26 protein-coding genes and 1 pseudogene are annotated in these 24,831 nt (G+C 60.0%); 3 read left to right on the forward strand and 24 right to left on the reverse strand.

Annotated features, from left to right (window positions below):
- Positions 1-57 precede the first annotated feature (57 nt).
- Together ACA051_RS21275 and ACA051_RS21280 are read left to right on the forward strand one after the other, a co-directional pair.
- Complete coding sequence (locus ACA051_RS21275; protein WP_497371802.1) at positions 58-396, forward strand: hypothetical protein; 339 nt, start codon at positions 58-60, stop codon at positions 394-396.
- Between the two features lie 46 nt (positions 397-442).
- Entirely contained in the window at positions 443-697 is a 255-nt protein-coding gene (locus ACA051_RS21280) for a hypothetical protein (protein ID WP_094468480.1), read from the forward strand.
- A 244-nt stretch (positions 698-941) separates the two neighbouring features.
- Here ACA051_RS21280 and ACA051_RS21285 read toward each other — a convergent pair whose 3' ends face one another.
- The 10 genes and pseudogenes from ACA051_RS21285 to ACA051_RS21330 form a co-directional block, all read right to left on the reverse strand.
- Positions 942-1,871, reverse strand: coding sequence for a PfkB family carbohydrate kinase (locus ACA051_RS21285; protein ID WP_497371804.1), 930 nt, complete (start codon positions 1,869-1,871; stop codon positions 942-944).
- The gene (locus ACA051_RS21290; protein WP_497371806.1) at positions 1,864-3,330 is read right to left on the reverse strand and encodes a purine-cytosine permease family protein; all 1,467 of its coding nucleotides are present in this window, start codon (positions 3,328-3,330) and stop codon (positions 1,864-1,866) included. The genes ACA051_RS21285 and ACA051_RS21290 overlap by 8 nt, the downstream gene beginning before the upstream one ends.
- 213 nt (positions 3,331-3,543) lie before the next feature.
- Positions 3,544-4,542 (reverse strand): ADP-ribosylglycohydrolase family protein, encoded by a 999-nt coding sequence (locus tag ACA051_RS21295; RefSeq protein ID WP_497371808.1) that lies wholly within the window; start codon positions 4,540-4,542, stop codon positions 3,544-3,546.
- Positions 4,539-5,252 carry a GntR family transcriptional regulator gene (locus tag ACA051_RS21300; protein ID WP_497304517.1) on the reverse strand — a complete coding sequence of 238 codons (714 nt, stop codon included), beginning with the start codon at positions 5,250-5,252 and terminating at the stop codon, positions 4,539-4,541. Before ACA051_RS21300 ends, ACA051_RS21295 begins: the two co-directional genes overlap by 4 nt.
- 223 nt (positions 5,253-5,475) lie before the next feature.
- A complete protein-coding gene (gene araH / locus ACA051_RS21305; RefSeq protein ID WP_497304519.1) occupies positions 5,476-6,444 on the reverse strand; it encodes an L-arabinose ABC transporter permease AraH in 969 nt (322 codons plus the stop codon).
- Between the two features lie 9 nt (positions 6,445-6,453).
- Positions 6,454-7,999 (reverse strand): annotated as a pseudogene (gene araG, locus ACA051_RS21310) (L-arabinose ABC transporter ATP-binding protein AraG).
- Between the two features lie 66 nt (positions 8,000-8,065).
- A complete protein-coding gene (locus ACA051_RS21315; RefSeq protein ID WP_109633825.1) occupies positions 8,066-9,070 on the reverse strand; it encodes a substrate-binding domain-containing protein in 1,005 nt (334 codons plus the stop codon).
- Positions 9,071-9,184: 114 nt separating this feature from the next.
- The gene (locus ACA051_RS21320) at positions 9,185-10,003 is read right to left on the reverse strand and encodes an SDR family oxidoreductase (protein WP_497371810.1); all 819 of its coding nucleotides are present in this window, start codon (positions 10,001-10,003) and stop codon (positions 9,185-9,187) included.
- Between the two features lie 196 nt (positions 10,004-10,199).
- Positions 10,200-11,075, reverse strand: a complete 876-nt coding sequence (locus ACA051_RS21325) for an SMP-30/gluconolactonase/LRE family protein (protein WP_497371812.1) — start codon at positions 11,073-11,075, stop codon at positions 10,200-10,202.
- Positions 11,076-11,201: 126 nt separating this feature from the next.
- Positions 11,202-11,918, reverse strand: coding sequence for a FadR/GntR family transcriptional regulator (locus tag ACA051_RS21330; protein WP_497304527.1), 717 nt, complete (start codon positions 11,916-11,918; stop codon positions 11,202-11,204).
- 204 nt (positions 11,919-12,122) lie between these two features.
- On the opposite strand from ACA051_RS21330, the gene ACA051_RS21335 reads away from it, so the two are divergent.
- A complete protein-coding gene (locus tag ACA051_RS21335; RefSeq protein WP_497304529.1) occupies positions 12,123-12,995 on the forward strand; it encodes an esterase/lipase family protein in 873 nt (290 codons plus the stop codon).
- A 54-nt stretch (positions 12,996-13,049) separates the two neighbouring features.
- On the opposite strand, the gene ACA051_RS21340 is transcribed toward ACA051_RS21335, so the two are convergent.
- The 14 genes from ACA051_RS21340 to fabD all read right to left on the reverse strand — a co-directional run bounded on the left by ACA051_RS21340 (position 13,050) and on the right by fabD (position 24,811).
- On the reverse strand, positions 13,050-13,610 hold the full coding sequence (locus tag ACA051_RS21340; protein WP_497304530.1) for a DUF1285 domain-containing protein: 561 nt from the start codon (positions 13,608-13,610) through the stop codon (positions 13,050-13,052).
- A 15-nt stretch (positions 13,611-13,625) separates the two neighbouring features.
- Positions 13,626-14,231 carry a DUF4823 domain-containing protein gene (locus ACA051_RS21345; protein WP_403108144.1) on the reverse strand — a complete coding sequence of 202 codons (606 nt, stop codon included), beginning with the start codon at positions 14,229-14,231 and terminating at the stop codon, positions 13,626-13,628.
- A 129-nt stretch (positions 14,232-14,360) separates the two neighbouring features.
- Entirely contained in the window at positions 14,361-15,329 is a 969-nt protein-coding gene (locus tag ACA051_RS21350) for a GTP 3',8-cyclase MoaA (RefSeq protein ID WP_497304531.1), read from the reverse strand.
- Between the two features lie 138 nt (positions 15,330-15,467).
- A complete protein-coding gene (locus ACA051_RS21355; protein WP_008152317.1) occupies positions 15,468-16,106 on the reverse strand; it encodes a TetR/AcrR family transcriptional regulator in 639 nt (212 codons plus the stop codon).
- A gap of 342 nt (positions 16,107-16,448) precedes the next feature.
- A complete protein-coding gene (locus tag ACA051_RS21360; RefSeq protein WP_497304532.1) occupies positions 16,449-17,234 on the reverse strand; it encodes a TatD family hydrolase in 786 nt (261 codons plus the stop codon).
- A 13-nt stretch (positions 17,235-17,247) separates the two neighbouring features.
- The gene (locus tag ACA051_RS21365; protein ID WP_497304534.1) at positions 17,248-17,604 is read right to left on the reverse strand and encodes a PilZ domain-containing protein; all 357 of its coding nucleotides are present in this window, start codon (positions 17,602-17,604) and stop codon (positions 17,248-17,250) included.
- A gap of 42 nt (positions 17,605-17,646) precedes the next feature.
- The gene (locus ACA051_RS21370; protein WP_497371814.1) at positions 17,647-18,633 is read right to left on the reverse strand and encodes a DNA polymerase III subunit delta'; all 987 of its coding nucleotides are present in this window, start codon (positions 18,631-18,633) and stop codon (positions 17,647-17,649) included.
- Complete coding sequence (gene tmk, locus ACA051_RS21375) at positions 18,626-19,258, reverse strand: dTMP kinase (protein ID WP_497304538.1); 633 nt, start codon at positions 19,256-19,258, stop codon at positions 18,626-18,628. Before tmk ends, ACA051_RS21370 begins: the two co-directional genes overlap by 8 nt.
- A gap of 19 nt (positions 19,259-19,277) precedes the next feature.
- A complete protein-coding gene (gene mltG, locus ACA051_RS21380) occupies positions 19,278-20,513 on the reverse strand; it encodes an endolytic transglycosylase MltG (protein ID WP_497371816.1) in 1,236 nt (411 codons plus the stop codon).
- Positions 20,514-20,516: 3 nt separating this feature from the next.
- Positions 20,517-21,332 (reverse strand): aminodeoxychorismate lyase, encoded by an 816-nt coding sequence (gene pabC, locus ACA051_RS21385; protein ID WP_497304541.1) that lies wholly within the window; start codon positions 21,330-21,332, stop codon positions 20,517-20,519.
- Positions 21,332-22,576 (reverse strand): beta-ketoacyl-ACP synthase II, encoded by a 1,245-nt coding sequence (fabF, locus tag ACA051_RS21390; protein ID WP_010461853.1) that lies wholly within the window; start codon positions 22,574-22,576, stop codon positions 21,332-21,334. Before fabF ends, pabC begins: the two co-directional genes overlap by 1 nt.
- 108 nt (positions 22,577-22,684) lie before the next feature.
- Positions 22,685-22,921, reverse strand: a complete 237-nt coding sequence (acpP, locus tag ACA051_RS21395) for an acyl carrier protein (RefSeq protein ID WP_003442511.1) — start codon at positions 22,919-22,921, stop codon at positions 22,685-22,687.
- Between the two features lie 191 nt (positions 22,922-23,112).
- Positions 23,113-23,856: a 3-oxoacyl-ACP reductase FabG gene (fabG, locus tag ACA051_RS21400; protein WP_497304543.1), complete on the reverse strand. Its 744-nt coding sequence runs from the start codon at positions 23,854-23,856 to the stop codon at positions 23,113-23,115.
- A gap of 16 nt (positions 23,857-23,872) precedes the next feature.
- Positions 23,873-24,811, reverse strand: a complete 939-nt coding sequence (fabD, locus tag ACA051_RS21405) for an ACP S-malonyltransferase (RefSeq protein WP_497371818.1) — start codon at positions 24,809-24,811, stop codon at positions 23,873-23,875.
- Positions 24,812-24,831: the final 20 nt, after the last annotated feature.

Below are 24,831 nucleotides of genomic sequence, written 5' to 3' on the forward strand. Positions count from 1 at the left end.
CCAAATCGAGGGCGGACCAACATCAGGTAAGGACTCTAATTGAATGGAGACGACACCATGATCACGTCCCGCTTGACTGCCCTCGCTCTCGCCACGCTGCTGTCCTCTGCCGCTTTCGCGGCGACCACCGCCACCGGCACCGGCCCGACCAACCCGGTCGAAGGTCAAAAAAATCCGACCACCCAAGGTTCGCCCGGCATAAACACCAACGGTACGGGCGTCGACAGCAGCCTGCCTCCGTCCACGGGCACCGACCCACGGATTCAGGGCAACGACGCGGGCCGTCAAGGTGGAATGAACACGCCGGACACCCAGGCACCGGACAACGCCGGCGCCGGCACGGGCTCGAAAACCACCACCGGTGGCTCGGGTTCCGAAGGCGGCGCCAGCCAATAGTTCGCCCACGCGAGTTGCACCTATCCACATCCATGAAGAGGTAACCATGAACGTCGATAAAAACCTTGAGAAAGAAGTCCTGACCCGTCTGCTGCACGCCCATCCAGGTGGACTGGGCAAGGAGGTCCTGGACAATTACCGGGGGGAGAAAGTCGTGGCCAGCGCCCTCGCCACGCTGCAGGATCGCGGGCTGATTCAGCACGGGCATGTGACCTGCAACGAGGCCGGAGAGCACTCGCTGCAACTGCCGATCAAACTCAGCGCCGCTGGGGTTGAGGCGGCGCGCAAGCTGGACGTTTAGCCAGATGAATCAGGTCGCAGTCGTGTGCGGCTGCGACCGTTTGAGCGACTCTACACGTAGCAGGAGAAATCCCATGCCTCGTGGAAGCAAAGACAAATACACCGCCGAGCAGAAGCGCAAGGTTGGGTAAATCCAGGATCTCTGGTGTTTTTAAGGGCCCTTTGCGGGCAAGCCCGCTCCCACACTGGACTTGCGAACGATACAAATCCCCTGTGGGAGCGAGCCTGCTCGCGATGGCGGAATGTCAGGCGCCGAAAGTCTCGCGGATTAACACATCCACCTCAGCAACCCCAGGCGAAGTCGCCGGCCCCCACCGAGTGACCGCCAGCGCCGCAGCCGCATTCGCCCGCCGTGCCGCTTCACTCGCCGACAACCCTCGCGCCAACCCGGCCAGAAACACCCCGGCATGGGCATCGCCGGCACCATTGCTATCCACCGCCTCAACCTTGAAACCGGGCACATGTTCTCGGTCGCCGCACTGACTTATCCAGCACCCTTGCGGCCCATCGCGCACCACCATCAACACCTCGGCCGGCAGATGGTGGGTCAGCCTGTCCAGCGCCTCGGCAATGTCCGACGCCCCGGTAAACCGTAGCGCCTCGACACTGTTACTGGTCCACAAATCAATGCGCGGCAACATTGCCTGCATCAATGGCGCGTCCGGCGAGTCCACCAACGGACCGGGATCGAATACCACGTTGATCGCTTTCGGCAAACCCAGCACCCAGTCCACCAGCGCCTGAGCCTTGCCGACATGCAGCAGGCTGTAGCCGCTGACATAAACGTAGTCGCCCACCTCGGCCGGCACGCTCGCCAGGTCCTCGGCAGTCAATTCGCCCTCGGCGCCGATGTAGGAAATGAAACTGCGCTCGGCCGACGCATCGGTCACCGCAACGCACAACCCCGTATCCCGTTCGGCCTTGTGTGCGATGCCTATCCGGATGCCCTCGGTCTTCATTGCCTCACGGGCCAGGTCGCCGAAACGACCCGTGCCGTGCCGGCCCAGGTAAACCACCGGCAAGCCATTACGCTGGGCCGCGGCCATCACATTGAAGCCGCCGCCAGCTTCGAAACTGGCGGATTTCGCCAGCACGTCGCCGCCCGGCTGAGGCAGTTTGTCCACGGCCATGACCAGGTCGATGATGACCTGGCCGGTATGCAGCAACCTAGGCATGAGCATTCTCGACTTGCGCGGCGCGACGATCCTTCGCCCCACCGAGTACCCAATACATTCCGCCGGCCACCAGGAACGTCACGATCCAGCCCAGACCGTTGTGGCCCAGCCACGAATCAGACAGGAAACCGCGGAACCACACGGTTTGTTCGGTGGTGCCAATGGTGGTGAAGCTAAAGCCCAGCACGATCGCCAGCGCCCACGCGCCAAACGCGCGCCATTCGATACCGCCGTTGTACCAATAGGCACTGCTCGGACTGACGTCCAGCAAGTCTTTGGGGCTGTAGTAATGACGATGAATCAGGTCGACGACGAAGATCCCGACCCACGCCGTGATAGGCACCGCCAGCAGCGAAATGAACGTAATGAACGGCCCGTAGAAGCTGTCGGCGATCAGCATGAAGTAGATCGAACCAGCGAAGATCGCGACGATGTCGACGACCACGGCGTAGACGCGCTTGACCTTCAAGCCGAGGGTCAACGTGGTCAAACCGGCGGAATACACCGACAGGTTGTTCGACAGCAGCAGCCCGCCGAACGCGGTGATCAGGTACGGCACGGCCATCCAGGTCGGCAGCATGTCGCGGATCGCAATGATCGGGTCAGTGGCCGCCGCCAGGTCGTTGTTGCCCACCGACAGCAGGCCGCCGAGGGTGATCAGCAGCACCAGCGGAATCCCCGCACCGAAGGCCGCCGACGCGACCAGGCGCACGGCTTTGACGCTGCGGTGCTGATAGCGCGACATGTCGGCGCCGGCGTTGGCCCAACCGATCCCGGTGCCGGCAGCCATGGTGCCGACGCCGATGATCATCGCGCTCAAAGGCGCAGGCGTGGCGTTGAACACCGCGCTCCAGTCGATGGTGGCGCAAAGGAAGCCGCCGACCAGAATGTTCAGCGCACCGAACACATAAGTCGCCCACTTCTGGATCACCAGCAAGGTGGCGTGGCCGAGGCCGGACACCGACAGGGTCAGCAAAACGAAAATCGCGATGAAGACCAGGGTCAGTACCGGCGCGCTTTTAGCTTCCACCGGCGAACCGAACAGGATCGAGCACAGCGACAGCAGCACGAAGGCGGCAGTGGTGGTGTTGACGGTTTCCCAGCCCAGCCGCGACATCAGCGAGACCAGGGTCGGGCCGATGTTGCCGCGCACCCCGAAGATGGCGCGCGACAGGGTCAGGCTCGGTGCGCGCCCACGGCGACCGGCGATGGAGATGATCCCGACCACCGCGAAAGAACCTGCCGCGCCGAGGATCGCGACGATGATCGCCTGCCAGATCGCCAACCCGCGAAACGCCACCAGCGTGGCACCCAGCGGCAGGCCGAGGATGGAAATATTGGCCGCGAACCAGACCCAGAACAGTTGCAGCGGATGACCGTTGCACTCCGCTTCCGGCACCGGTTCGATGCCGCGGGTTTCCAGTTGCCCGGCGATTTGCCCGGCGTTCGATGAACTCATGAAAAATGCTCCTGTTGCCTTTGTTGTGGTTGTGGGCAATGACGGAAGACGAAACTACATCCCGGCGATCCTGGCCGTATTCGTGCTTTCCATTGCGGGGTTATCAATTCGAATAGGCGGTGCGCCCATCGCGAGCAGGCTCGCTCCCACAGGTACCGTGCGGCTTGCACTATCCCTGTAGGAGCGAGCCTGCTCGCGAAGAGGTCAGTCCAGTCAGCGCAAGGCTAGGAGCCCTTTTACCAAAGGCTCCAGTTCCAGATCATTAACGGCTTTGACCTTCTCGATCATCGCCACCGGCCAACTCCCAAGCCCCAGGCAGGCCCCGAGCATGGCGCCGAGAATCGCCGCGATGGTATCGGTGTCACCGCCCAGGCTCGCGGCCATGCACAGCGCTTCGAAGGCGTTCATTTCACCGACGGCCACTTGTTGGGCCAGGGCAAACGAGACCACCACCGATTCCTGCGAAGCCACTGACGTGCCGATCACGTCGTACAGCAAATCCGCCAGCAACGCTTTGTCACTGTCGACGCTGATGGTCCGCGCCCAGCTGATGCGCGAGGCAATCCGTCCGCCCGCCACCCAGTGGCCATGGCTTTCAGCTTGTTGGGCGATCTGCTGGCCGAGGTTCAACGCCTCGCCCAGGTCCATGCCGTTGATGCCGGCCGAGACTACCGCCGCCACCGCCGCCGCACTGGAAATTCCCAGCGTGGTGTTGTGGGTGACCTGGCAGGCTTGCACCACGGCGCCGATAAAATGTACAGGGTGGGCGACATCCGCGGCGATTCCCACTGGCGTGATGCGCATCGCCGCGCCGTTGGTGGTGCCGTAGCGGCCCGCCTCTTCCGGCGAGTGACCGGCGAGGATCATCTCGATCGCCCGTTTGGTCGAGGGCCCGAGCAAGTCCTGCGAGCCCTTGGCCTGCATCCCGGCTTCCCATTCGATCAGCCGCTGAGCGAGCACCGCCGGTTCGATCCGGCCCTTACCGTCAACCAACAACTGACCGACCAGAATCGCCTGCTCGGTGTCGTCGGTGATCGAGCCCCTGGGCATATTCGCCGCAATCGGTTGATCAGGACCGGCGTCCTGCAGATCGCTGATCGCACCGAAGCGCGTCTTGACCTCGGCGCGGCTCAGGGATTGAGTCGGCATGCCCAGCGCATCGCCCAGAGCAAGTCCATAGAACGCGCCGAGCGCGCGGTCGAGCGCGGTCATTTCGATTCGCCAAACTGCAGGTGCAGGCGAAAGTGCACCGGGTCGAGCAGGCTTTCGACCTGTTCCATAAAGCGGTTTTGCCGGTCGTAGGTAGTGCGCAAGGCTTTGAGGAAGACGGTGCCGACCGGGCGCCCGAGCAACTCGGCGTCTTCAGCGTTCAAGGGTTCTGCGCCGATCCATTGATCGCCGCGTTCGCCGATGTAGCCATAAGCGGCCAGGGTGATGGTCAGGGAGTTGTCGATCAGGCCGACCCGCGGCAGGCTTTCCAGGCCTCCGGTGGCGGGCATCAATGAGCGCTCGAGGGACACCAGCTTGCCGTCGGTGGAGCGCCGGCGCCGGTCGAGGGTGATGAACTGGTCGGTGCCGAAACGCGGCAGCAGATCAGGCCGCGTAACGGCCTCCAGCCGCAGCACTTCGGTATTGATCAGCGCCCCGCTGTCGGCCAGCGCTTGCGCCCAGCCGCTGCGTTGATCGAGCACCACACCGTCGAAGGTGACGATGGAGCCCACACCGCTTTGGGTGGCGATGTAGTTGCGTCGTTTCAACTCGGCCAGGGCCTCACGCAGCGTGCCGCGGCTGACTTTGAATTCTTGAGCCAATTGATGCTCGCCCGGCAACAGAAAGCCGTCCTCCATGAGGCCGCTTTCGATGCGCCGGATGAGTTCGTCGACCACCCGTTGTTTCTTGTCAAATCGTACCTGTCTAATCATGTACAAAGTGATAACCGAAACGGGGTATTTCGAGCAAGGGATATTTCAGGGAGGTGACGGGAGGGTGTGGATGTTCGCTAAAGCGGGGGGGAATCAGATGCATTGCTTTCGCGGGCAAGCCTCGCTACTACAGGTTACCTGTCAGCCGCATAATCCGGGTACGACATAAAACCTGTAGGAGCGAGGCTTGCCCGCGAAGACGTCAGCCCAAACAGCGCAAATCTCAGCGTTGTTTGAGGCGGTCGATGACGACGGCCAACAGCAGGATCGAACCGCGGATCACGTACTGATAGAAGGTGTCGATGTTCTTCAGGTTCATCGCATTCTCGATAATCGCCAGAATCAACACCCCGGCAATCACGTGCCGGATCATGCCAATCCCGCCGCTCAACGACACGCCACCCAACACGCAAGCCGAAATCACCGTCAGCTCAAAACCCTGGCCGATCATTGGCTGACCCGAGGTCATGCGCGACGCCAGGATCACCCCGGCCAACGCCCCAATCACCCCATGCACGGCAAAGATAATGATCTTGGTCCGGTCAACGTTCACCCCAGCCAGCAACGCCGCTTCCTGGTTGCCGCCGATTGCCATGGTGTTGCGCCCGTAGGTGGTGTAATTCAGCAGCCAGCCGAAAAACAGGAAGCACACGATGGTGATCAGGATCGGCACTGGCACGCCGAACAACTGGCCGTTACCGAAAACGAAGAAGGACTCCTGCGACACGCCGACCGCTTTGCCATTGGCAAAAATGTAAGCCAGGCCACGAACGATCTGCATGGTCGCCAAGGTGGTAATCAACGCGTTGACCCGAAGCTTGGCGATCACGATGCCGTTGATCAGCCCGACAATCAGCCCCATCACCAGCGCGGCACTCACGCCGAGAAACACGCTGTCGGTGTCGCGCATCACTACCGCCGCGACCACGCCGGCACAGGCAATCACCGAACCCACCGACAAGTCAAAGTGCCCAGACGCCAGGCAATACAGCATGGTGCAGGCCGCGATCCCGGTCGTCGAAATCGCCAGGCCCAGGCCGCGCATGTTCAGCGGCGACAGGAAGTTGTCGATCAGCAGCGTACACAGCACGAAGATCCCGACGGCCGCCAGCAACATCACCCAGTCATCGAGAAAGCGCCGCAGGTCCAGAGGTTTGCGCGTAGTGGGCAGAGCGTTGTTTTGGATGGTCATAGTCACCTCTCAGTTCGCCACGCCGTCAGCGCGTTGGCGTGGCAAAGCCAGTTGCAGCAGGTTGGATTCATTGGCCTGCGCGCGAGACAACTCGCCGCGCATCGCGCCTTCGCAGAGCACCAGGATGCGGTCGGAAATACCCATCACTTCCATCAGGTCGCTGGACACCACGATCACCGCGATGCCGCTGGCTGCCAGGTTATGGATGATCTGGTAGATCTCGGCCTTGGCACCGATGTCGATGCCGCGTGTCGGTTCATCGAGCAACAGGACTTTCATCGGCATCGACAGCCAGCGGCCGAGAATGGCCTTCTGCTGATTGCCGCCGGACAGGTACATGATTTTCTGCTCGGCGCTGGGCGTCTTCACTTTCAGCGCCTTGATCTGCTTGTCGGCGTTGCCCTTCTCCCACAAGCCGCGCAACAGGCAACCGAACGTGGAATGGGCGCCGCGCGCGCTGATGTTGATGTTCTCGGCGACGCTGGCCAGCGGCAGGATGCCCTCCTTCTTGCGGTCTTCGGGGCACAACAGGATGCCTGCCGCGATGGCATCGCGGGGGGGAGCGCAGTTTCACCTCATGACCGCGAAGCTCCAGGCGTCCGGCGGTATTGCGCGTCAGCCCGCTGAGCATCCGGAACAGCTCGGTACGACCGGCGCCCACCAGGCCGAACAGCCCGAGAATCTCGCCCTTGTGCACCTCAAAGCTCACCGGTTCACGCAGTCCCGGCCCCATCAGACCATCAACCTTGAGCGCCACCGCGCCACGCTGACGGCTGCGGTAATCGTAGATGTCCTGAATGTCGCGGCCGACCATGCACGTCACCAACTGGTCATGGGTCAGCTCGCTCATGTCCTCGAAGGTGCGCACGTAGCGACCGTCCTTGAACACCGTCACCGCGTTGCAGATGCGGAACACTTCTTCCATGCGGTGAGAGACGTAGAGCACCACTTTTCCTTCGTCGCGCAAGCGCCCGATGATCGCCATCAAGCGATCGATTTCCCGCGCCGACAGGCTGCTGGTGGGTTCGTCGAAGGCAATCACATGCGCGCCACGGGACAGCGCCTTGGCGATTTCCACCAGCTGTCGCTGACCGAGGGACAGGCGCCCTACTTTCTCTTGCGGATCGATTTCATCGGCCAGGCCCTTTAGGCAGGCCAGCGCTTGCTGCCGCAACGCGCCACGATTGATCAGGCCGAAACTGGCCGGCAGATGACCGAGGAACAGGTTCTCCGCCACGGTCATTTCCGGGACCAGGTGCAGCTCTTGGTGGATCACCGCCACCCGGCTGGCGATGCTGTCGGCGGTGGACTTGAAGACCATCGTCTGCTCGCCGATCTGCAGGTCGCCGCTGCTCGGCGTGTAGGCGCCGCCGAGGATTTTCAATAGAGTCGACTTGCCGGCGCCGTTCTCGCCCATCAAGGCGTGAACCTGCCCGGGACGCGCGACGAAGCTGATGCCATCCAGCGCCTTCACCCCGGGAAAAGTCTTGCCGATCCCGTTGAAGCGCAGGCTGCCGCCGACGCTGTGCTCATGTGTCTGTACTTGCGCGTGCATAAAACCACCTCATCACACAGATCAGACGGCCCCGTCGCCAGGGCCGCCGATGAAATCAACCGGCCCTCAGTTCCACAGGCCGATCTTTTCCAGTTCCTGCTTGAAGTTCTCGCGAGTGATCAGCGTCACGTCGTCCATCGCGGTGTACTTCGGTGGTTCTTTGCCGGTGGTGACCCACTCGAACATCATGCTCGCTGTGTTGTAGCCCTCGATGTGCGGGCTTGGCAGCATCGAGCCGAAGAAACCGCTGTTGGCTTTTTTCAATTCGCCGATGGCGTCGGTGCCGTTGATGCCGATGCCGATCACGTTGGCTGCGGCAAAACCGGCGCTCTCGGTGGCGCGCACGCCGCCCAGCACGGTGTTGTCGTTCATGCCGCCAATGATCAGGTTTTTCGCCGCGCCCGGCAGTTTCACCAGGGCCGAGTTGGTGGCGTCCATGCTGCCTGGCACGTCGAGGGTTTTCAGGGCCGAGAACAGGATGTGGTCTTTCGGCATCCCGGCGTCTTCCAGCGCTTTGACCGAACCGTCGGTGCGCTTCTTGCCGGTGTCGAGTTCATTAAAGGTGTTGATAACCGCGTAGGTGTCTTTCCAGTCCCAGCCGCGTTTTTTCGCTTCCGTAGCCATCGCTGCGCCCTGCTTCTGGCCGACTTCGAACGCGGCCATGCCGAGGTACGGAACGTCTTCCATGAACTTGCCATTGGCATCGACGAAACGGTCATCGACGGCGATGACTTTCAAACCATTGAGCTTGGCCTTGGCCATGATGGCCGGGCCGAGGGAGACGTCCGGCGGGCAGATCACGAAGCCCTTGGCGCCGTTGGCGGCGAGGCTGTCGATGGCCGAGAGGGTTTTCTCGCCGTCCGGCACGGCGATCTTGATGACGGTGAAGCCTTTCTCTTTCCCGGCCTTTTCGGCGAATGCCCACTCAGTCTGGAACCAGGGCTCTTCCGCCTGCTTGACCAGAAAGCCGATTTTCACTTCCTCAGCCGCCAGCAGCGTACTGCTCAGGCTGACCGCAGTGACCGCCAAAGCGGCACAGCACAGGGAACGGATCCCACGACGACGATTCATAAGCTGACTCCTTGTTATTTTTTTTGAGCGTTATTTGAAAGCCGCTACTGCAAATAGTCATATCGTATGATGATTGGATTTCAAACGGAGTTCCGCGTCTGAAAGTCGTTTGGCTCAGTCGTGATACATGACCGAGCGACCACCATCGATGGTGATGCACGAGGCATTGATGAACGGCGCTTCATCGCTGGCCAGGAAGACGGCAGTCATGGCCACTTCCATCGGTTGCCCGATACGGCGCGGCGGATGCAGGTCGAAAGCCCGTTGACGTTCAGCATGGGGGTCGGCAAAACCGTTCCAGTAATCGACGTTCAATTGGGTTTCGATGTAGCCCGGCGCGATCGCATTCACGCGAATGCCCTTGGCCGCATATTCGATGCCCAGCGCGCGGGTCAGCCCGAGCAAGCCGTGCTTGGCCACCGGGTACGGGAAGCAGCCCGGGATGATGTGGGTGGAATGGGTCGAGGCGATGTTGATGATGCTGCCGATGCCCTGCTCGATCATTTGCGGCAGCACCGCTTTGCAGCCGTACCACGCGCCGTCGAGGTCGATGGCGAAGCAGCGATGCCAGTCTTCTTCGGTCATTTCCAGTGGATCACGGAACACGTTGATCCCGGCGCAGTTGACCAATACGTCGATCCGGCCGTGACGTTCGACTGCCAACCTGGCCATCGCGTGCAGGTCTTGTTGCCGAGAGACGTCGGCCTTGATCGCCTGAACATCAAAGCCTTTGTCCCGCCAGTGCGCCGCGACTTTCTCGACTTTTTCGGCCTGGACATCGCTGATGATCAGCTTGGCCTGCTGCGACGCGAACGTGGCGACGATGGCCTCGCCGATGCCTTGCGCAGCGCCGGTCAGCAGCACGACCTTGTTTTTCAGGCGCTCGCCTTTAGGCGGTTCGGACACGGCTGGCAAGGAAAGAGGCTCAGCCATGGATCAAGCCCCCTTTTGCAGGCACGACAAAAGACGGGCATCTGTCGATGTCCGGTCAAAAGTCATTTTGAAAAATCGCTGCATCACTTCACCTGTTTTGTTTTTTTAAGTGTGAGTGCGTGTAACTGATGGCCGACTATAAACCCGACCACCAAATAATCTCAATATATAATTTTACATCCCATATTATGGGATTTTATCCGGCGAAGCGTGTGCAGGGTTTTCCCGGTACATCGACGCGAATCGACAGCAGCGCACCGTCCAGCGGGTGGTTAAGCGGGCTCGCGGCGCTGGTGATGTACAGGGTTTTCAAGTCTTCGCCGCCAAACACGCAACTGGTGGGGCGGCTGACCGGCAGTTCGATCACGCGGTCGACATAGCCATCCGGGGTCAGCCTGATCAGGCAGCTTCCGTCCCAGCGGGCGTTCCAGATGAAACCCTCGGCATCCATCGCCGAGCCATCCGGTCCGCCCCGATCATGGGGACCGAACCAGACATACGCGGTGTCCAGGTTGCCATCGGTGTGGACGAAATATCGGTACAAGGTTTTGTCCATGCTGTCGGCGAAAAACAGCGTGGTCTCGTCCTCGCTCCACAGCAACGTGTTGGGAATGCCCAGCCCGCGAAGCAGCGGCGTGACCCGCGCGTCGCGGTCGATGCGAAACAGGCCGCCGGAACGACGCACGACGGGCATGTCTTCACCATTTTCGCCGATGTTGTTTTGCATGGTGCCAAGCCAGAGCCGCCCCTGCGCATCGCAGCGGGCTTCGTTGGCGCGATTACCGGGTTGCGGGTCGGCGACGCAGAGCAAGGTCAGGCGCGGTTCGAGCCCTGGTGAATCAAGGTCCAGCCGATAGACGCCGCTGCTCAACGTCACCAGCGCATCGCCGCTTTCGCAGGGGATGAACGCGGAGACATGTTCCGGCATTTCCCAGATCTGCACGTTGGCGCCGATCAGCCGCAGGGCTTGCTTGCCGGCGATGTCCACCCAGTACAGCGCTTGGGTCGGCACATCCCAGAACGGCCCTTCGCCGAGTTGTGCACGGTGTCCGGTAACCGCATTCCACGTCATGAAACCTCCTGCTTTTTGCTTTATGTGGGAGTGAGCCTGCTCGCGATGGCGGTGTGTCAGGCAACTCAGTCGCTGAATGCTAAACCGCTTTCGCGAGCAGCCTCGCTCCCACAGGGTTCTTTATTGTCAGCTGGCTTTTTTGTCGGCCATGACTTTCGGGTAGAAGCGTTTGATCGCCAGGTCAGCGTTATCGATCAGGGTCATGCAGGCCCAGACACCGCGCGCGGCATCCCGGGCGGCGATGGCGTCGGCCATGTCTTTGTGAATCGGCAGCGTGCGGCGCAATTCGTCCGGGTCGGCGGCGGACACTTCAAAAGAAACAGCCAACAGCGCACCGAGGGCCGGGACCATTTGTTCGATGAACTGATTGTGGCTGGCGGCGAGAATGCACTCGTGGAAGATCTGGTCGGCGCGGTTGTAATCGACGCCGCTGTCCACCGCCCGTTCCAACGCGTTGTAAGCCTGGAGAATCGCTTGCACCTGTTCGACCGTAGCGCGCTCGCACGCCCAGCGCACGGCCATCGGTTCGATGGTGCGGCGCAGGTCGAGCAGGTCGTCGACGAAGTTTTCCGGCAAGCCGCTGCGCGACAGCCAGCCCACGACTTGCGGATCGAAGAGGTTCCAGCGTCGCACCGGCAGTACCCGCGTGCCGACCTTCGGCCCGACTTCGAGCATGCCTTTGGCGACCAGGGTTTTGATGGCTTCGCGGATGACCGTGCGACTGACACCGAGCTGCTCACCCAGATCGGCTTCGACCTTGATGGTTTCACCGGGTTTGACTTGGCCTGCGGCTATCCAGCAACCCAGCCAATCGACGGTCGACGCATGAAAACTGCTGGACATGGGCACCTCGATGCAGGAACGGCACAAAGCCGTTCGCGATGGGCCTCACGCTAATCATCATACGATTGACTGTCAATTTGAATTTTGCAAGCGTGCCTGACGAGCGATTTGAACGAATCTACTTTGTGACCTACGGTTAGACGCGACAGATCAAGCAGTCAATAGCATCTGTTCCACTAGAATCCGCTATCGACAGGTATAAGCATGAACATGGATGCGTCTACGCAATACCCGATTGTTTTGGTCCACGGCCTTTTCGGTTTCGATAAAATCGCCGGTTACCCCTACTTCTTCGAGATCAAGGAAGCGTTGGAACACGCAGGCGCGAAGGTGTTTGCCGTTAACATTCCAGCAGTTAACGGCAACGAGGAGCGAGGTGAAAAACTGCTCGTCCACGTCAACCGCATTTTGCAGGAAACGGGAGCCGCCAAGGTCAATCTGATCGGCCATAGCCAAGGCCCACTGGCCGCACGCTACATTGCGGCGCTACACCCGGAAAAGGTCGCGTCAGTCACGTCGGTCAGTTGCCCCAATCATGGCTCCGAGATTGCCGACCAATTGCATAAGGCGCTGACGCCTGGAGAGCTGCCCGAAGCGGTCGTACTTGCCCTGTTCAAGGCAGTCGGCACTTTCATTTCGTTGATCAGCGGCCACCCGGAAAACCCTCAGGACGCTCAAGCAGCTTTCGAATCCCTGACCAGCGCGGGATTGGCCGCCTTCAATCGCAAGTACCCGCAAGGGGTGCCGAAACAATGGGGCGGGGAAGGCAATGAAATTGAAAACGGCGTGTACTACTACTCCTGGAGCGGGATCGTACAAAACTTCCAAAGCCTGCAACCTCTCGATCCGTCCCACTTGAACTGTATCGTGCTGTCGAAGTTATTTTACAAAGAGAAAAACGCCAACGACGGGCTGGTCGGTCAATACAGCTCGCACTTGGGGAAAGTGATTCGCTCGGATTACCCGATGGACCACTTTGATGCAGTCAATCAGATTGCAGGGATCGACAGCTGGAATGTGAACCCGGTCAAGCACTACCTTGACCATGCGGCTCGGCTCAAGAGCAAAGGCTTGTAACCCCCAATGACAACGGCCCGCTTGATAGCGGGCCGTTTTCCAGAGCACTGCGCGTTACGGCTCCAGGCCGATGGGGAAGAATTCTCCGCCGCTCCACACGCCCAGCCAACGCTGCCCTTCGATCTCACGGGTCACCGCCAGCTCCACCAGTTGGTAGAACACATTGCGATGGATCAGGGCTTCGAGGTTGGTGCGCACATGCACGTAGGGTGCTGGCTCTTGCGTGACCGGGTCGATCACCACGCGGATCGGGTGTTCGGTGCCGGCGTCCGTGGTCTCGTCGACATTGGTGGTGAAGCGCAAGACTTGTGCTTCGCCCTCGCCTTCCACGTCCACGGCAATCGCCACGAACGGCGCATCATCGACCTTGATGCCCACCTTCTCGACCGGCGTGATCAGGAAATAATCATCGCCATCTCGGCGAATGATGGTGGAGAACAGCTTGACCATCGGCTTACGCCCGATCGGCGTCCCCAGGTAGTACCAGGTGCCGTCGCGGGCGATGCGCATGTCGATGTCGCCACAGAAGTCAGGGTTCCACAGGTGGACCGGCGGCAAGCCTTTGGTTTTGGGGATTTGCCCCAACAAGTCGTTGGCTTTTTGCGGGCCACTCATGGCGTTCTCCTTGGATTACTGGTCGCTGAGACCAATCAGGCTGCGCGCGTATTGCTCAAGCGGCGGGCCAATCAGGTCTTGTGGCTTGTTATCGTGGAACGTCAGTAAACCGCCACGACTCTTGATACGTGCAGTATCAATCAAATACTGGGTGCTGGTCTCGATCAACATGATCTGAATCACGCCGCTGTCGATGCCGAGGCGATCCACGTATTCCTGATCGAGCCATTCGTCCGAGTTACCGATACGGTCATCCGCCTTGGCGAACCGAGTGTAAAGCAGGTAGTGGGCTCCGGCGGCGCGAGCTTCCCCCATGGCCTGATCGAGGCCTTCGGGGGTGCGCGCGCGGCGGACCATCGGGAAGTATTCGATAAAACCGTTGTAGGCTTCTTCAGCGACCACGTTAGGTCGTGGATAAGCACTGCCCGGCGGCGCGAAGGCACCTTGGGCGATGTAGATAAACGAGTCCGGCTGGATGCGCAGGTTATTCACCCGACGACTGTCGCTGTGATCCAGCAGCCCTGCATCGCTCATGTGGTAGCGAGTCCCTTCAGCCATATCGCTGACATTCATGCAGCCACCAAGCACCAAAACGGCCAGCAGCAAAACCAGGCTACGCATCCTACCCTCCAGAGGCCGGTGACGGAAAACCGGCGAATGGCCATTGGATGCAGCTTCCGCGCCAGCTCGGCAAACATCTGCGCCTGACAGATTGCATTCGCGACCCGACTTGCCCGCGAAGAGGCCGGATCAGCCGCCAATAATCTTCATGATGGTCGCACCACCCGAGAACGCCACTTCCTGCTTGTCCCCCAAGGCTTTCACCAGAAGACGCTGCAACGCCGGCAAGGCCTGATGACGAGGCTTGTCCAAGAGGTCACCCACATAGTGTCGATTGCTCGACGACAAACAGCCATGCAGCCAACCGGTAGATGACAATCGAAGACGCGAGCAAGTGCGGCAGAATGGAACGCTTTCATTGGCGATCACGCCGAAGTGCCCCAGCCCCGGTATTTCGTAGCGCACCGCAGTGGCATCGACCGGCGCATCGGCCTGCAGATACTCATAACGCTCGCCGATCAGGCTCAACAACTGCTGAAGGCTGACGAACTGCTGCAGGAAGGCGTTGTTGTCGCTAGCCAGGTGACCCATGCGCATCAGCTCGATGAAGCGCAATTCATAACCACGTTCCAGGCAGTAATCGAGCAGCGGCATCACCTGGTCGAGGTTCTGGCCGCGCAAGGGCACCATATTGACCTTGATTTTAAGGCCGGCGGCCTTGGACTGATCCATACCGTCGAGCACGGTCGCCAGATCGCCGCCACGGGCAATGCTGCGGAACGCGCTGGCATCCAGGGTATCGAGGGAAACGTTGATGCGACGGATGCCGGCGTCCACCAGCAACGGCAGCTTTTTCGCCAGCAGTTGACCATTGGTGGTCAGGCTTATGTCTTCCAGGCCCATCTTGCCGACAGCGGTCATGAAGGCTTCGAGCTTAGGGCTGACCAGCGGCTCGCCACCGGTGATGCGCAAGCGCTCTATGCCCGCTGCTTCGATCAGATACGCCACGCCGCGCGCCATGGCCTCGGCCGACAATTCATCCTGCGCAGCCACCAGCCGCTTGCCGTTGGGCACGCAGTAGGTACACGCGTAATTGCAGGCTGAGGTCAGGCTGATCCGCAAATTGCGGAAACGCCTGCCTTGACGGTCAACGATCATGGAGCACTCCGGCGAAAGGAATTTGAACGCGTAAAACTTGACTCACAAATCAAGTTTTAGCAAGTCCCATGCCTGAGTATATTCCTGAGGTACTGCGCCATATAGCGAAATCATGGCGCAATAAGGCAACTGAATGGTTCAGCTGCTCGGGGTGTCGGTATCGCGCTTGCGCTTGTTGCCCATGCGCACGCCGATATCCATCAGGAACTGGAAGAAACCTTCCTGATCTTCCAGCACATTGCTCCAGAACGGCGAGTGATACAGCGCCACGGCACCATGCACCAACGCCCAGGACGCGCAGTAATGGAAGTAAGGGGGTACGTCTTCCAGCTTGCCTTCGCTGATCCGGCCCTTGATCAGCAAGGTCAGGCGCTCGAAGTTTGAGGCGCGGATCTTGTGCAGTTCCTCGACCATCTCCGGCACCTGGTTGCCCTTGACCACCTTCTCTTCCAGGCGATCGAACAAGCGATAGCGTTGCGGGTCGCGCATGCGGAATTCGAAGTAGGCCCGGGACAGGGCTTCCTTGTCCTTGTCGACATCAGCCGAATGCAACAGCTCGTTCAGATCACGCTCGTAGTCGAGCATCAGGCGCAGATAGATCTCCGCCTTGGATTTGAAATGCTTGTAGATCGTGCCTTTGCCGATACCGACGGCATCAGCAATCATCTCGACGGTGACACTGTCTTCACCTTGGTCGAGGAACAGCTTGAGCGCGGTATCGAGAATTTCTTGCTCGCGGCGACGAAACTCACGGACCTTACGAGGTTCTTTATGCATAAGAAAAGGTCTGTAGGGGTCAAAATTCGAAGCCGCGTATTATGCCTAACTTGCGCCAAAATGCACGGATCATCCGACCATATCTGTGTTTCTTGATGATTTGACGCTGGGTCGCCTGCTGATGAGAACTCTTCCGAAGCGGCCGTATTCCAAAATTGTTTAAAAACCGGGGCCGGTAAACTGGACTCGGCGCAATACTGATCAATACTTGAAATGTCGGCGGGGCATCTCCCCCAAGTGTCGCGTCGATATAGGTACCAACGGACCGCGTGCCTTTGTTTTACTCCTAATGGTCTTAACCCGGATTCACCCCCCAGAACCCGGGTTTTTTTTGCCTGCGATTCAGCCTTTCACATGCGCCAGCGGAAACAGGCGCTTGAAGTTTTCAGTGGTCTGCTCGGCGAATCGCTCATAAGACTCACCACGCAACATTGCCAGAAACTCCGCAACCTCGCGCACGTACTGCGGCAGGTTGGGTTTGCCGCGATAAGGGATCGGAGCCAGGTACGGCGAGTCGGTTTCCACCAGCAATCGATCAGCCGGCACTTTGCTGGCGACATCACGCAGCGCATCGGCATTGCGAAAAGTGACAATGCCGGACAGGGAAATGTAATAGCCCATATCCAACGCAGCCTTGGCCATGTCCCAGTCTTCCGTGAAGCAATGCAACACGCCCGCCTGAGGCAACGCAGCCTCGCGCAGCAAATTCAACGTATCAGCACGGGCGCCACGGGTGTGGATGATCACCGGTTTGCCTGTTTGCTGAGCGGCCTGCAGGTGCAAACGAAACGACGCCTGCTGCAACTCTGCCGCTTCCGGCTCGTAGTGATAATCCAGACCGGTTTCACCGATGGCCACGACACGGGGGTGATTGAGCTCACGCAACAACCAATCCAGCGCCGGCGCGGCCCCCGGCTGTACATCCAACGGATGCACGCCCACTGAACAGTCGACGTCGTCATAACGTTCGGCCAGGGCTTTGACATCCGCGGCATTTTCGACGCTGACGCCGATACATAAAAAGTGCCCTACCCCGCGCTGCCGGGCCGCATCAAGCGCGGCATCCAGGGAGCCGTCGTGGGCGGCGAGGTCAAGACGATCGAGGTGACAATGGGAATCTACGAGCATAAAAGGGCTGCAACTACATCGTATGAGTGGGACGGTCGGACTTCAGGGCTCCGGCCAGATGGGTTTCGATTCGACTGCGCGCAGTGTTGTCGCCGTCGTTGAATTGTACGCCGACCCCGGCAGCCCGATTGCCCTGCGCACCTTTGGGGGTAATCCAGGTAACCTTTCCAGCGACCGGAATCTTCTCGGCTTCATCCATCAGGTTCAGCAGCATGAACACCTCATCGCCCAACTTGTAGCTTTTGTTGGTCGGGATAAACAGGCCACCGTTCTTGATGAACGGCATATAGGCCGCATAAAGCACCGACTTGTCCTTGATGCTCAGGGACAAAATGCCGTTGCGCGGCCCCGGGTTGACGGCTTCATTCATGCTGACCTCCATGGCTGATGATCAGAGTCTAGGCACAGACGATCACTTCTGGGTAGGCAAGGATGCCCATTGCACCAGCAGCGCCTCCAGCAACAACGCCGGATTGAGGTTGGCTTTGCTCATGACCTTCTGACGCTGGGCGAGAATCCAGTCCTGGATATTCAAGACCTTGTCCTGAGCGGTTTTCTGCGCCAGGTATTGAATGACCTTGCGCATGTCCGCCAACCCCAACCCTGCTTCATCCTGGGTCAATTGATAGCGCAGGATCAGACTCGACCAGTCGCAGAACCAGTCGAACAACAGCAACTGCGGGACGGTTTTCCATTCTTCGGCCAACTGCGTCGGCGATTGCTGCTGTTTGAGCAGCTTCTTCACGCCTTCGACCACCAGCGCTCGCTGTTCGCGCACGCCCTGGGCCTGCAACTTGACCGCCGCCAGCGGAGAACCGGCCGCCAGGGTCAGCAGTTCGATACGCTCTTCTTCCGAGCTGTCCGGCAGGGCCTTGGCCAGCCATGCAAGACTCATCGCTTCGCTCGGCAGTGGGCAGGCCTGCTGCACGCAGCGGCTCTTGATGGTCGGCAACAAACGGCTGGTCTGATGGCTGACCAACAGCAAAACGGTGTCGCCGGACGGCTCTTCAAGACTTTTGAGCAAGGCGTTCGCGGCGTTGATGTTCATCGACTCTACCGGCTCGATCAACACCACCTTGCGCCCGCCCATTTGGGCGGTCTGGACCACGAAGCTGACCAGATCGCGCACCTGATCGACCTTGATCGCCTTGTCGGCCTCTTCGGGTTCCAGGATGTAGTTGTCGGGATGACTGCCAGCCTTGAGCAGCAGGCAGGATTTGCACTCACCGCAGGCATCCTGCGCGGTCGGACGCTGGCACAGCAAACTGGCCATCAACCGTTCCGCCAACGCCCGCTTGCCGATCCCGGCCGGGCCATGCAGCAAATAGGCGTGCGCATACTGCTTGCGACCGGCCAACTGCTGCCAGAGGCTGTCCTGCCACGGATAGGCTTCAGCCACGGGCCAACTCCAGCAGGCGTGGCAGCAAGGCGTCCAGCGACTGCTGGACCTGCGCCAGCGGCTGAGCGGCATCGACCCGCACATAACGCGCCGGATCAGCTTCAGCGCGCTTGAGGAATGCACCGCGCACGGCATCGAAAAAGGTTCGGCCTTCGAGTTCGAAACGATCCAGGCGACCGCGAGCGCTGGCGCGGGCCAGACCCACTTCCACCGGCAGATCAAAGATCAGCGTCAGGTCTGGGCGCAAATCGCCCTGCACAAAGGTTTCCAGCGCGGCGATACGCTCCAGCGACAATCCGCGACCGCCACCCTGATACGCGTAAGTCGAATCGGTAAAACGATCACACAAGACAACCGCGCCACGGGCCAGCGCCGGGCGAATCACCTCGGCCAGATGCTGGGCGCGCGCGGCGAACACCAGCAACAGCTCGGTGTCGGGGTTCATGACTTCATCAACCGGCGCCAACAGCACTTCGCGGATCCGCTCGGCCAAGGGCGTACCACCCGGCTCGCGGGTCAACACCACCTCGATACCGGCGGCGCGCAGGCGCTCGGCCAGGTATTCGCGGTTGGTGCTCTTGCCGGCGCCTTCCGGGCCTTCCAGGGTAATAAACAAGCCAGTCACGGGCAGTCCTTAATCAGAGTCATTGCGGGCGTTGCGGAACCGGTGCGTCCGGCTCGGGCACGGGCTTGGGTTCGGGTTCGGTTTCAGGCGCCGCAACGGGTGCAGCAGCAGGTTCTTGCGGCATTACCGGCGGCACAGCCTCGGGATCGGGGTTGGGTGACGCGGCCGGAATCGGAGCCTCGGCGTCTGGCGTTTCACCATTGCGGGCTTCTGGCGCCGAGACCGGTGCCGGGCTGGACCGGTAATCGGCACGACGCTTGAGCTGGAACTCGCGCACCGCACTATTGTGAGCATCCAGATCATCAGAAAACACGTGGCTGCCATCACCACGCGCAACGAAGTAAAGGCTGTTGCCCGCCACCGGATTCAACGCGGCATGGATCGCTTCGCGACCGACCATGGCAATCGGCGTCGGCGGCAGGCCCGTAATCATGTAGGTGTTGTACGGATTGGCTTCCCTGAGATGCGCACGGGTCAATTTACCGCTGTAGCGGTCACCGAGGCCGTAGATCACCGTCGGATCGGTCTGCAGCATCATACCCATCGCCATACGCCGCACAAACACGCCAGCGATCTGCCCGCGTTCCTGGGGCACACCGGTTTCCTTTTCCACTAGCGAGGCCATGATCAGCGCCTGATAGGGTTCGGTATAAGGCACATCAGCGGAGCGCTGCTCCCATTCCCTGGCAAGGACCTCGTCGAGGCGATCGTAGGCTTTTTTCAGCAGATCGACATCGGTCATACCCCGCACGAAGCGGTAAGTGTCGGGAAAGAATCGGCCCTCGGGAAAGATCCCGGCGTGGCCGAGCCTGGTCATCACTTCGCTATCGCTCAAGCCGTTCAGGGTCTGCTCGAGTTTTTCATCCTTGACCAATGCCGCCCGGACCTGATGAAAGTTCCAGCCTTCGACCAGGGTCAGGCTGTACTGAACGATGTCCCCACGCTTCCACAGGTCGATCAGCCCTTCGACGGTCATGCCTGGCTGCATGCGGTATTCGCCCTTGTGCAGGGGTTGTCCGGCCAGATTGAAACGCCAATACACGCGCAACCAGAATGCGTCCTTGATGACGCCATCGGCTTCGAGTCGATAGAAGGTGCGGGTGGGTGTCGTGCCTTTGGGCACTTCCAGCAGTTCTTCCTGGGTGATGTTCAGCGGCTGTTCCAGCGCCGAATGTATTTTCCAGGCGGAGGCGCCCAGACACAACCCTGCCAGAACCAATCCGGTTTCCAGCAGCAGCAAGAATTTACGTCTCACGTATCAAGCATCCAGTAGCGCACGGGCAATGGTTTGGAGTTTACGGGTGAGCGGCCCAACCGACCAGCTCAGCGCAGCATAGGCGCGCACCGGCCAAACGCCATACACGCTGTTGCAGACAAAGACTTCATCGGCCCATTGCAACTGATCGAGGCTGATGTCGGTGATTTGCGTGGGAACCCCCAATGACTCGGCTTGAAACAATAATTCGGCACGCATCACGCCAGCCACGCCGCAGCGCTTCAAGTCAGCCGTGATCAACACGCCGTCGCGCACCAGGAACAGATTACTGAATACGCCTTCGATTACCCGACCTGCCTGATCGAGCATCAAGCCTTCGGCGTGTTCCGTATCTTGCCATTCAGCGCGCGCAATAACCTGTTCCAAACGGTTGAGGTGCTTGAGACCGGCTAGCAGCGGCTGCCTGGACAGTCGTGTCGCGCAGGGAAACAGGCGAACGCCCTGCTCACCATGAACAGCAGGATAAGCAGCGGCAGGATTGCCTTGCAGAATACGTCGGGCTTGAGCCAAAGGATCGGGGGCGTACCCGCGCAGGCTGTCACCGCGAGTGATGATGAGTTTGAGCACGCCCTCATCCAGTGCGCGGGCATAGGCCAGCAGCTCACTGCGGATCAGCTCATGGTCCGCAGCGATCGCCAGGCGCGAACAGCCATCGACCAGCCGCGCCAGATGCCGGTCCAGCAACAACGCCTGCCCGCCACGCACGGCAATGGTCTCGAACAGACCATCACCGTAAGCCAGGCCGCGATCTTTCAGCGACAAAGCGTCAGCCGGCTGACCGTCGACCCAGCTGTCCATCAGTCAGCGAACCGGCGGAACACCAGCGAGCCGTTGGTACCGCCAAATCCGAAGGAATTGGACAGCACCACATCGATATCCATGTTGCGCGCGGTGTGCGGCACGAAATCGAGGTCGCAGCCTTCATCCGGCTCATCGAGGTTGATGGTCGGTGGTGCCACCTGGCTGTTGATCGCCAGCACGCTGAAGATCGCCTCGACAGCGCCGGCCGCACCCAGCAAGTGACCGGTCATGGACTTGGTCGAACTGACGGCCAGCTTGTAGGCGTGATCGCCGAACACCGACTTGATCGCACAGGCTTCAGCGAGGTCGCCGGCCGAGGTCGAGGTGCCGTGGGCGTTGATGTACTGGACCTGATCGCCATTGATCTTGGCATCGCGCAAGGCATTGGTGATGCAACGGGCAGCACCGGCGCCATCGGCCGGAGGCGAAGTCATGTGATAGGCATCGCCACTGGTGCCGAAACCGATCAGCTCGGCGTAAATGGTCGCGCCGCGTGCCTTGGCGTGCTCCAGTTCTTCGAGCACCAGAGCGCCGGCACCGTCGGACAAGACGAAGCCATCACGGCCCTTGTCCCATGGACGGCTGGCACGGGTTGGCTCGTCGTTGCGGGTCGACAGCGCACGGGAAGCACCGAAGCCACCCATGCCCAGACCGCAAGCCGCCATCTCGGCGCCGCCGGCAATCATCACGTCGGCTTCGTCGTACATGATGTTGCGGGCTGCCATGCCAATGCAGTGCGTACCGGTAGTACAGGCGGTGGCGATGGCGTAGTTAGGTCCCTGTGCACCCAAGTGGATGGACAGGAAACCGGAAATCATATTGATGATCGAGCCAGGCACGAAAAACGGAGAAATCCGTCGTGGGCCAGAATCATGCAGGGTGCGGCTGGTTTCTTCGATGTTGGTCAGACCGCCGATGCCCGAACCCATGGCCACGCCGATGCGCTCACGGTTGGCGTCGGTGACTTCGAGGCCTGCATTACGTACAGCCTGAAAACCGGCAGCCAGACCGTACTGAATGAACAGATCGAGCTTGCGTGCTTCCTTGACCGACAGGTATTCCTCGACATTGAAGCCCTTTACCGAGCCGCCAAAACGGGTGGAATAGGCAGAAAGGTCGGTGTGTTCGATCAGACCAATGCCACTACGGCCAGCCAGAATGCCCTGCCAACTGCTTGGCACATCCGTGCCCAGTGGCGACAACATACCCATACCGGTGACTACGACGCGTCTACGCGACACAGCACTCTCCTTTTTCAAATGACGACTTTGCATCAGGCCTAAAGAAAAAACCGCACGCCGTGTTGGCAGTGCGGTTTTTCCATGACAGCAAGCAACGATTACAAGCTATTAAGCCTGGTGGTTAGTAACGTAATCGATTGCGGCTTGTACAGTAGTGATCTTCTCAGCTTCTTCGTCAGGGATTTCGGTCTCGAATTCCTCTTCCAGAGCCATCACCAGCTCAACGGTGTCAAGGGAGTCGGCACCCAGGTCTTCAACGAAGGAAGCAGTGTTGACCACTTCTTCTTCTTTGACGCCCAGTTGCTCAGCAACGATTTTCTTGACGCGCTCTTCGATGGTGCTCATACCTTGTTTTCACTCCTAATGGACAAATTCAGGCAGCTGGCCAGTGGGTAAGTGTATAGAAAGACTTTTCAGTTTTTCAACTGAAAGCTTCACTCCTCAAACCCGACGACCCTCTGCCTATAAATAGATTGCAGCTTTATAACGGATTTTAGACAGCTCGTATGACATTTTTTTGAAGCAATCCGTCACATTTAACTCATGTACATCCCGCCGTTCACCGGGATTGTAGCCCCAGTAACGTAAGCCGCACCGTCGGATGCAAGAAAAGCGACCACAGACGCGATCTCTTGAGCTTGCCCCAGACGGCCCAGCGGAATCTGCGTCTGCAAGGCTTCACGCTGCGCCTCGGGCAGTTCGCGGGTCATATCGGTGTCGATGAACCCTGGGGCCACCGAGTTTACCGTAATCGAACGCGAACCGACTTCACGCGCCAGTGCACGACTGAAACCTTCCAGACCGGCCTTGGCGGCTGCGTAGTTTACTTGGCCTGCGTTGCCCATGGCACCCACAACCGAGCCAATACTGATAATTCGTCCCCAACGGGCTTTGGTCATACCGCGCAAAACGCCCTTGGACAGGCGGAACAGACTGTTCAAGTTGGTATCGACGACATCATGCCATTCGTCATCTTTCATGCGCATCATCAGATTATCGCGGGTGATACCGGCATTGTTGACCAGGATCGCCGGCGCTCCGAACTGTGCAGAAATGCTCGCCAACACGGCAGCAACGGATTCGTCGCTGGTGACATTGAGTTCCAGGCCAGTGCCTTGAATACCGTTTTCCTTCAGGGTAGCGGCAATACGCTCGGCGCCGGAAGCGGACGTCGCGGTACCTACAACGATAGCGCCCTGACGACCCAGCTCCAGGGCGATAGCCTGGCCAATACCGCGGCTCGCACCGGTGACCAGTGCAACTTTACCTTGCAGACTCATGCAAGTTTCTCCTGATTCAGGCCAGCGCTGCACGGGCGGCAGCGAAAGCGTCTGGGGTATTGAGGTTGGATGTCGATACGCCTTCGGCGCAACGTTTGTTCAGGCCTGCGAGCACTTTGCCTGGGCCGCATTCGACCAACTGGGTCGCGCCCTTGGCGGCCAGCGCCTGGACCGATTCGACCCAGCGTACAGGCTTGTAGAGCTGCTCAAGCAGATCGCGCTTGAGGGTTTCCAGATCGGCCGGCACAGTAGCGCTGACGTTCTGTACGACCGGGATTTGCGGCGCTTGCCAGTCGATTGCAGCGATCGACTCAGCGAAACGCTCGGCTGCCGGACGCATCAGTTCGCAATGAGAAGGCACACTGACCGGCAGTGGCAAGGCGCGCTTGGCACCACGAGCCTTGCAGCCTTCGATGGCACGCTCAACCGCAGCCTTGGCACCGGCAATAACCACCTGGCCCGGGGAGTTGAAGTTGACCGCGCTGACCACTTCGCCATGCGCCGCTTCGGCACAGGCGGCCAACACGTCAGCATCTTCCAGACCGAGGATCGCGGCCATGCCGCCTTGCCCGGCTGGAACGGCTTCCTGCATCAACTGACCACGGCGTTCCACCAGCTTGACGGCGTCGCCCAGGCTCAAACTGCCGGCCGCGACCAGCGCGCTGTATTCGCCCAGGCTGTGACCGGCAACGTAAGCCGGACGCGCACCACCTTCCGCCAGCCACAGACGCCACAAGGCGATCGAGGCGGTCAGAATGGCCGGCTGGGTTTTATCGGTTTGATTGAGTTGTTCTTCCGGCCCTTGCTGGGTCAGTGCCCACAGGTCGTAACCCAGAGCGTCGGAAGCTTCTTTGAATGTTTCGAGGACAACCGGATGTTGCGCGCCCAACTCGGCCAGCATGCCGAGGGACTGCGAACCCTGTCCCGGAAAGACGAATGCGAGGGAAGCAGACATGTAACAAGCCCCTAATGATC

Source organism: Pseudomonas sp. LBUM1669 (genome assembly GCF_059695705.1).

What these genes read in the sequence shown, in the direction of transcription:
- ACA051_RS21320 (WP_497371810.1), bottom strand. Translation starts at nt 10,003, where the DNA reads ATGGCTGAGCCTCTTTCCTTGCCAGCCGTGTCCGAACCGCCTAAAGGC.
- ACA051_RS21345 (WP_403108144.1), bottom strand. Translation starts at nt 14,231, where the DNA reads ATGCGTAGCCTGGTTTTGCTGCTGGCCGTTTTGGTGCTTGGTGGCTGC.
- ACA051_RS21330 (WP_497304527.1), bottom strand. Translation starts at nt 11,918, where the DNA reads ATGTCCAGCAGTTTTCATGCGTCGACCGTCGATTGGCTGGGTTGCTGG.
- ACA051_RS21275 (WP_497371802.1), top strand. Translation starts at nt 58, where the DNA reads ATGATCACGTCCCGCTTGACTGCCCTCGCTCTCGCCACGCTGCTGTCC.
- ACA051_RS21300 (WP_497304517.1), bottom strand. Translation starts at nt 5,252, where the DNA reads ATGATTAGACAGGTACGATTTGACAAGAAACAACGGGTGGTCGACGAA.
- ACA051_RS21340 (WP_497304530.1), bottom strand. Translation starts at nt 13,610, where the DNA reads ATGAGTGGCCCGCAAAAAGCCAACGACTTGTTGGGGCAAATCCCCAAA.
- ACA051_RS21315 (WP_109633825.1), bottom strand. Translation starts at nt 9,070, where the DNA reads ATGAATCGTCGTCGTGGGATCCGTTCCCTGTGCTGTGCCGCTTTGGCG.
- ACA051_RS21335 (WP_497304529.1), top strand. Translation starts at nt 12,123, where the DNA reads ATGAACATGGATGCGTCTACGCAATACCCGATTGTTTTGGTCCACGGC.
- ACA051_RS21295 (WP_497371808.1), bottom strand. Translation starts at nt 4,542, where the DNA reads ATGACCGCGCTCGACCGCGCGCTCGGCGCGTTCTATGGACTTGCTCTG.
- acpP (WP_003442511.1), bottom strand. Translation starts at nt 22,921, where the DNA reads ATGAGCACCATCGAAGAGCGCGTCAAGAAAATCGTTGCTGAGCAACTG.
- ACA051_RS21360 (WP_497304532.1), bottom strand. Translation starts at nt 17,234, where the DNA reads ATGCTCGTAGATTCCCATTGTCACCTCGATCGTCTTGACCTCGCCGCC.
- pabC (WP_497304541.1), bottom strand. Translation starts at nt 21,332, where the DNA reads ATGGACAGCTGGGTCGACGGTCAGCCGGCTGACGCTTTGTCGCTGAAA.
- ACA051_RS21350 (WP_497304531.1), bottom strand. Translation starts at nt 15,329, where the DNA reads ATGATCGTTGACCGTCAAGGCAGGCGTTTCCGCAATTTGCGGATCAGC.
- ACA051_RS21365 (WP_497304534.1), bottom strand. Translation starts at nt 17,604, where the DNA reads ATGAATGAAGCCGTCAACCCGGGGCCGCGCAACGGCATTTTGTCCCTG.
- ACA051_RS21325 (WP_497371812.1), bottom strand. Translation starts at nt 11,075, where the DNA reads ATGACGTGGAATGCGGTTACCGGACACCGTGCACAACTCGGCGAAGGG.
- ACA051_RS21355 (WP_008152317.1), bottom strand. Translation starts at nt 16,106, where the DNA reads ATGCATAAAGAACCTCGTAAGGTCCGTGAGTTTCGTCGCCGCGAGCAA.
- fabG (WP_497304543.1), bottom strand. Translation starts at nt 23,856, where the DNA reads ATGAGTCTGCAAGGTAAAGTTGCACTGGTCACCGGTGCGAGCCGCGGT.
- ACA051_RS21280 (WP_094468480.1), top strand. Translation starts at nt 443, where the DNA reads ATGAACGTCGATAAAAACCTTGAGAAAGAAGTCCTGACCCGTCTGCTG.
- ACA051_RS21285 (WP_497371804.1), bottom strand. Translation starts at nt 1,871, where the DNA reads ATGCCTAGGTTGCTGCATACCGGCCAGGTCATCATCGACCTGGTCATG.
- araH (WP_497304519.1), bottom strand. Translation starts at nt 6,444, where the DNA reads ATGACCATCCAAAACAACGCTCTGCCCACTACGCGCAAACCTCTGGAC.
- fabD (WP_497371818.1), bottom strand. Translation starts at nt 24,811, where the DNA reads ATGTCTGCTTCCCTCGCATTCGTCTTTCCGGGACAGGGTTCGCAGTCC.
- ACA051_RS21290 (WP_497371806.1), bottom strand. Translation starts at nt 3,330, where the DNA reads ATGAGTTCATCGAACGCCGGGCAAATCGCCGGGCAACTGGAAACCCGC.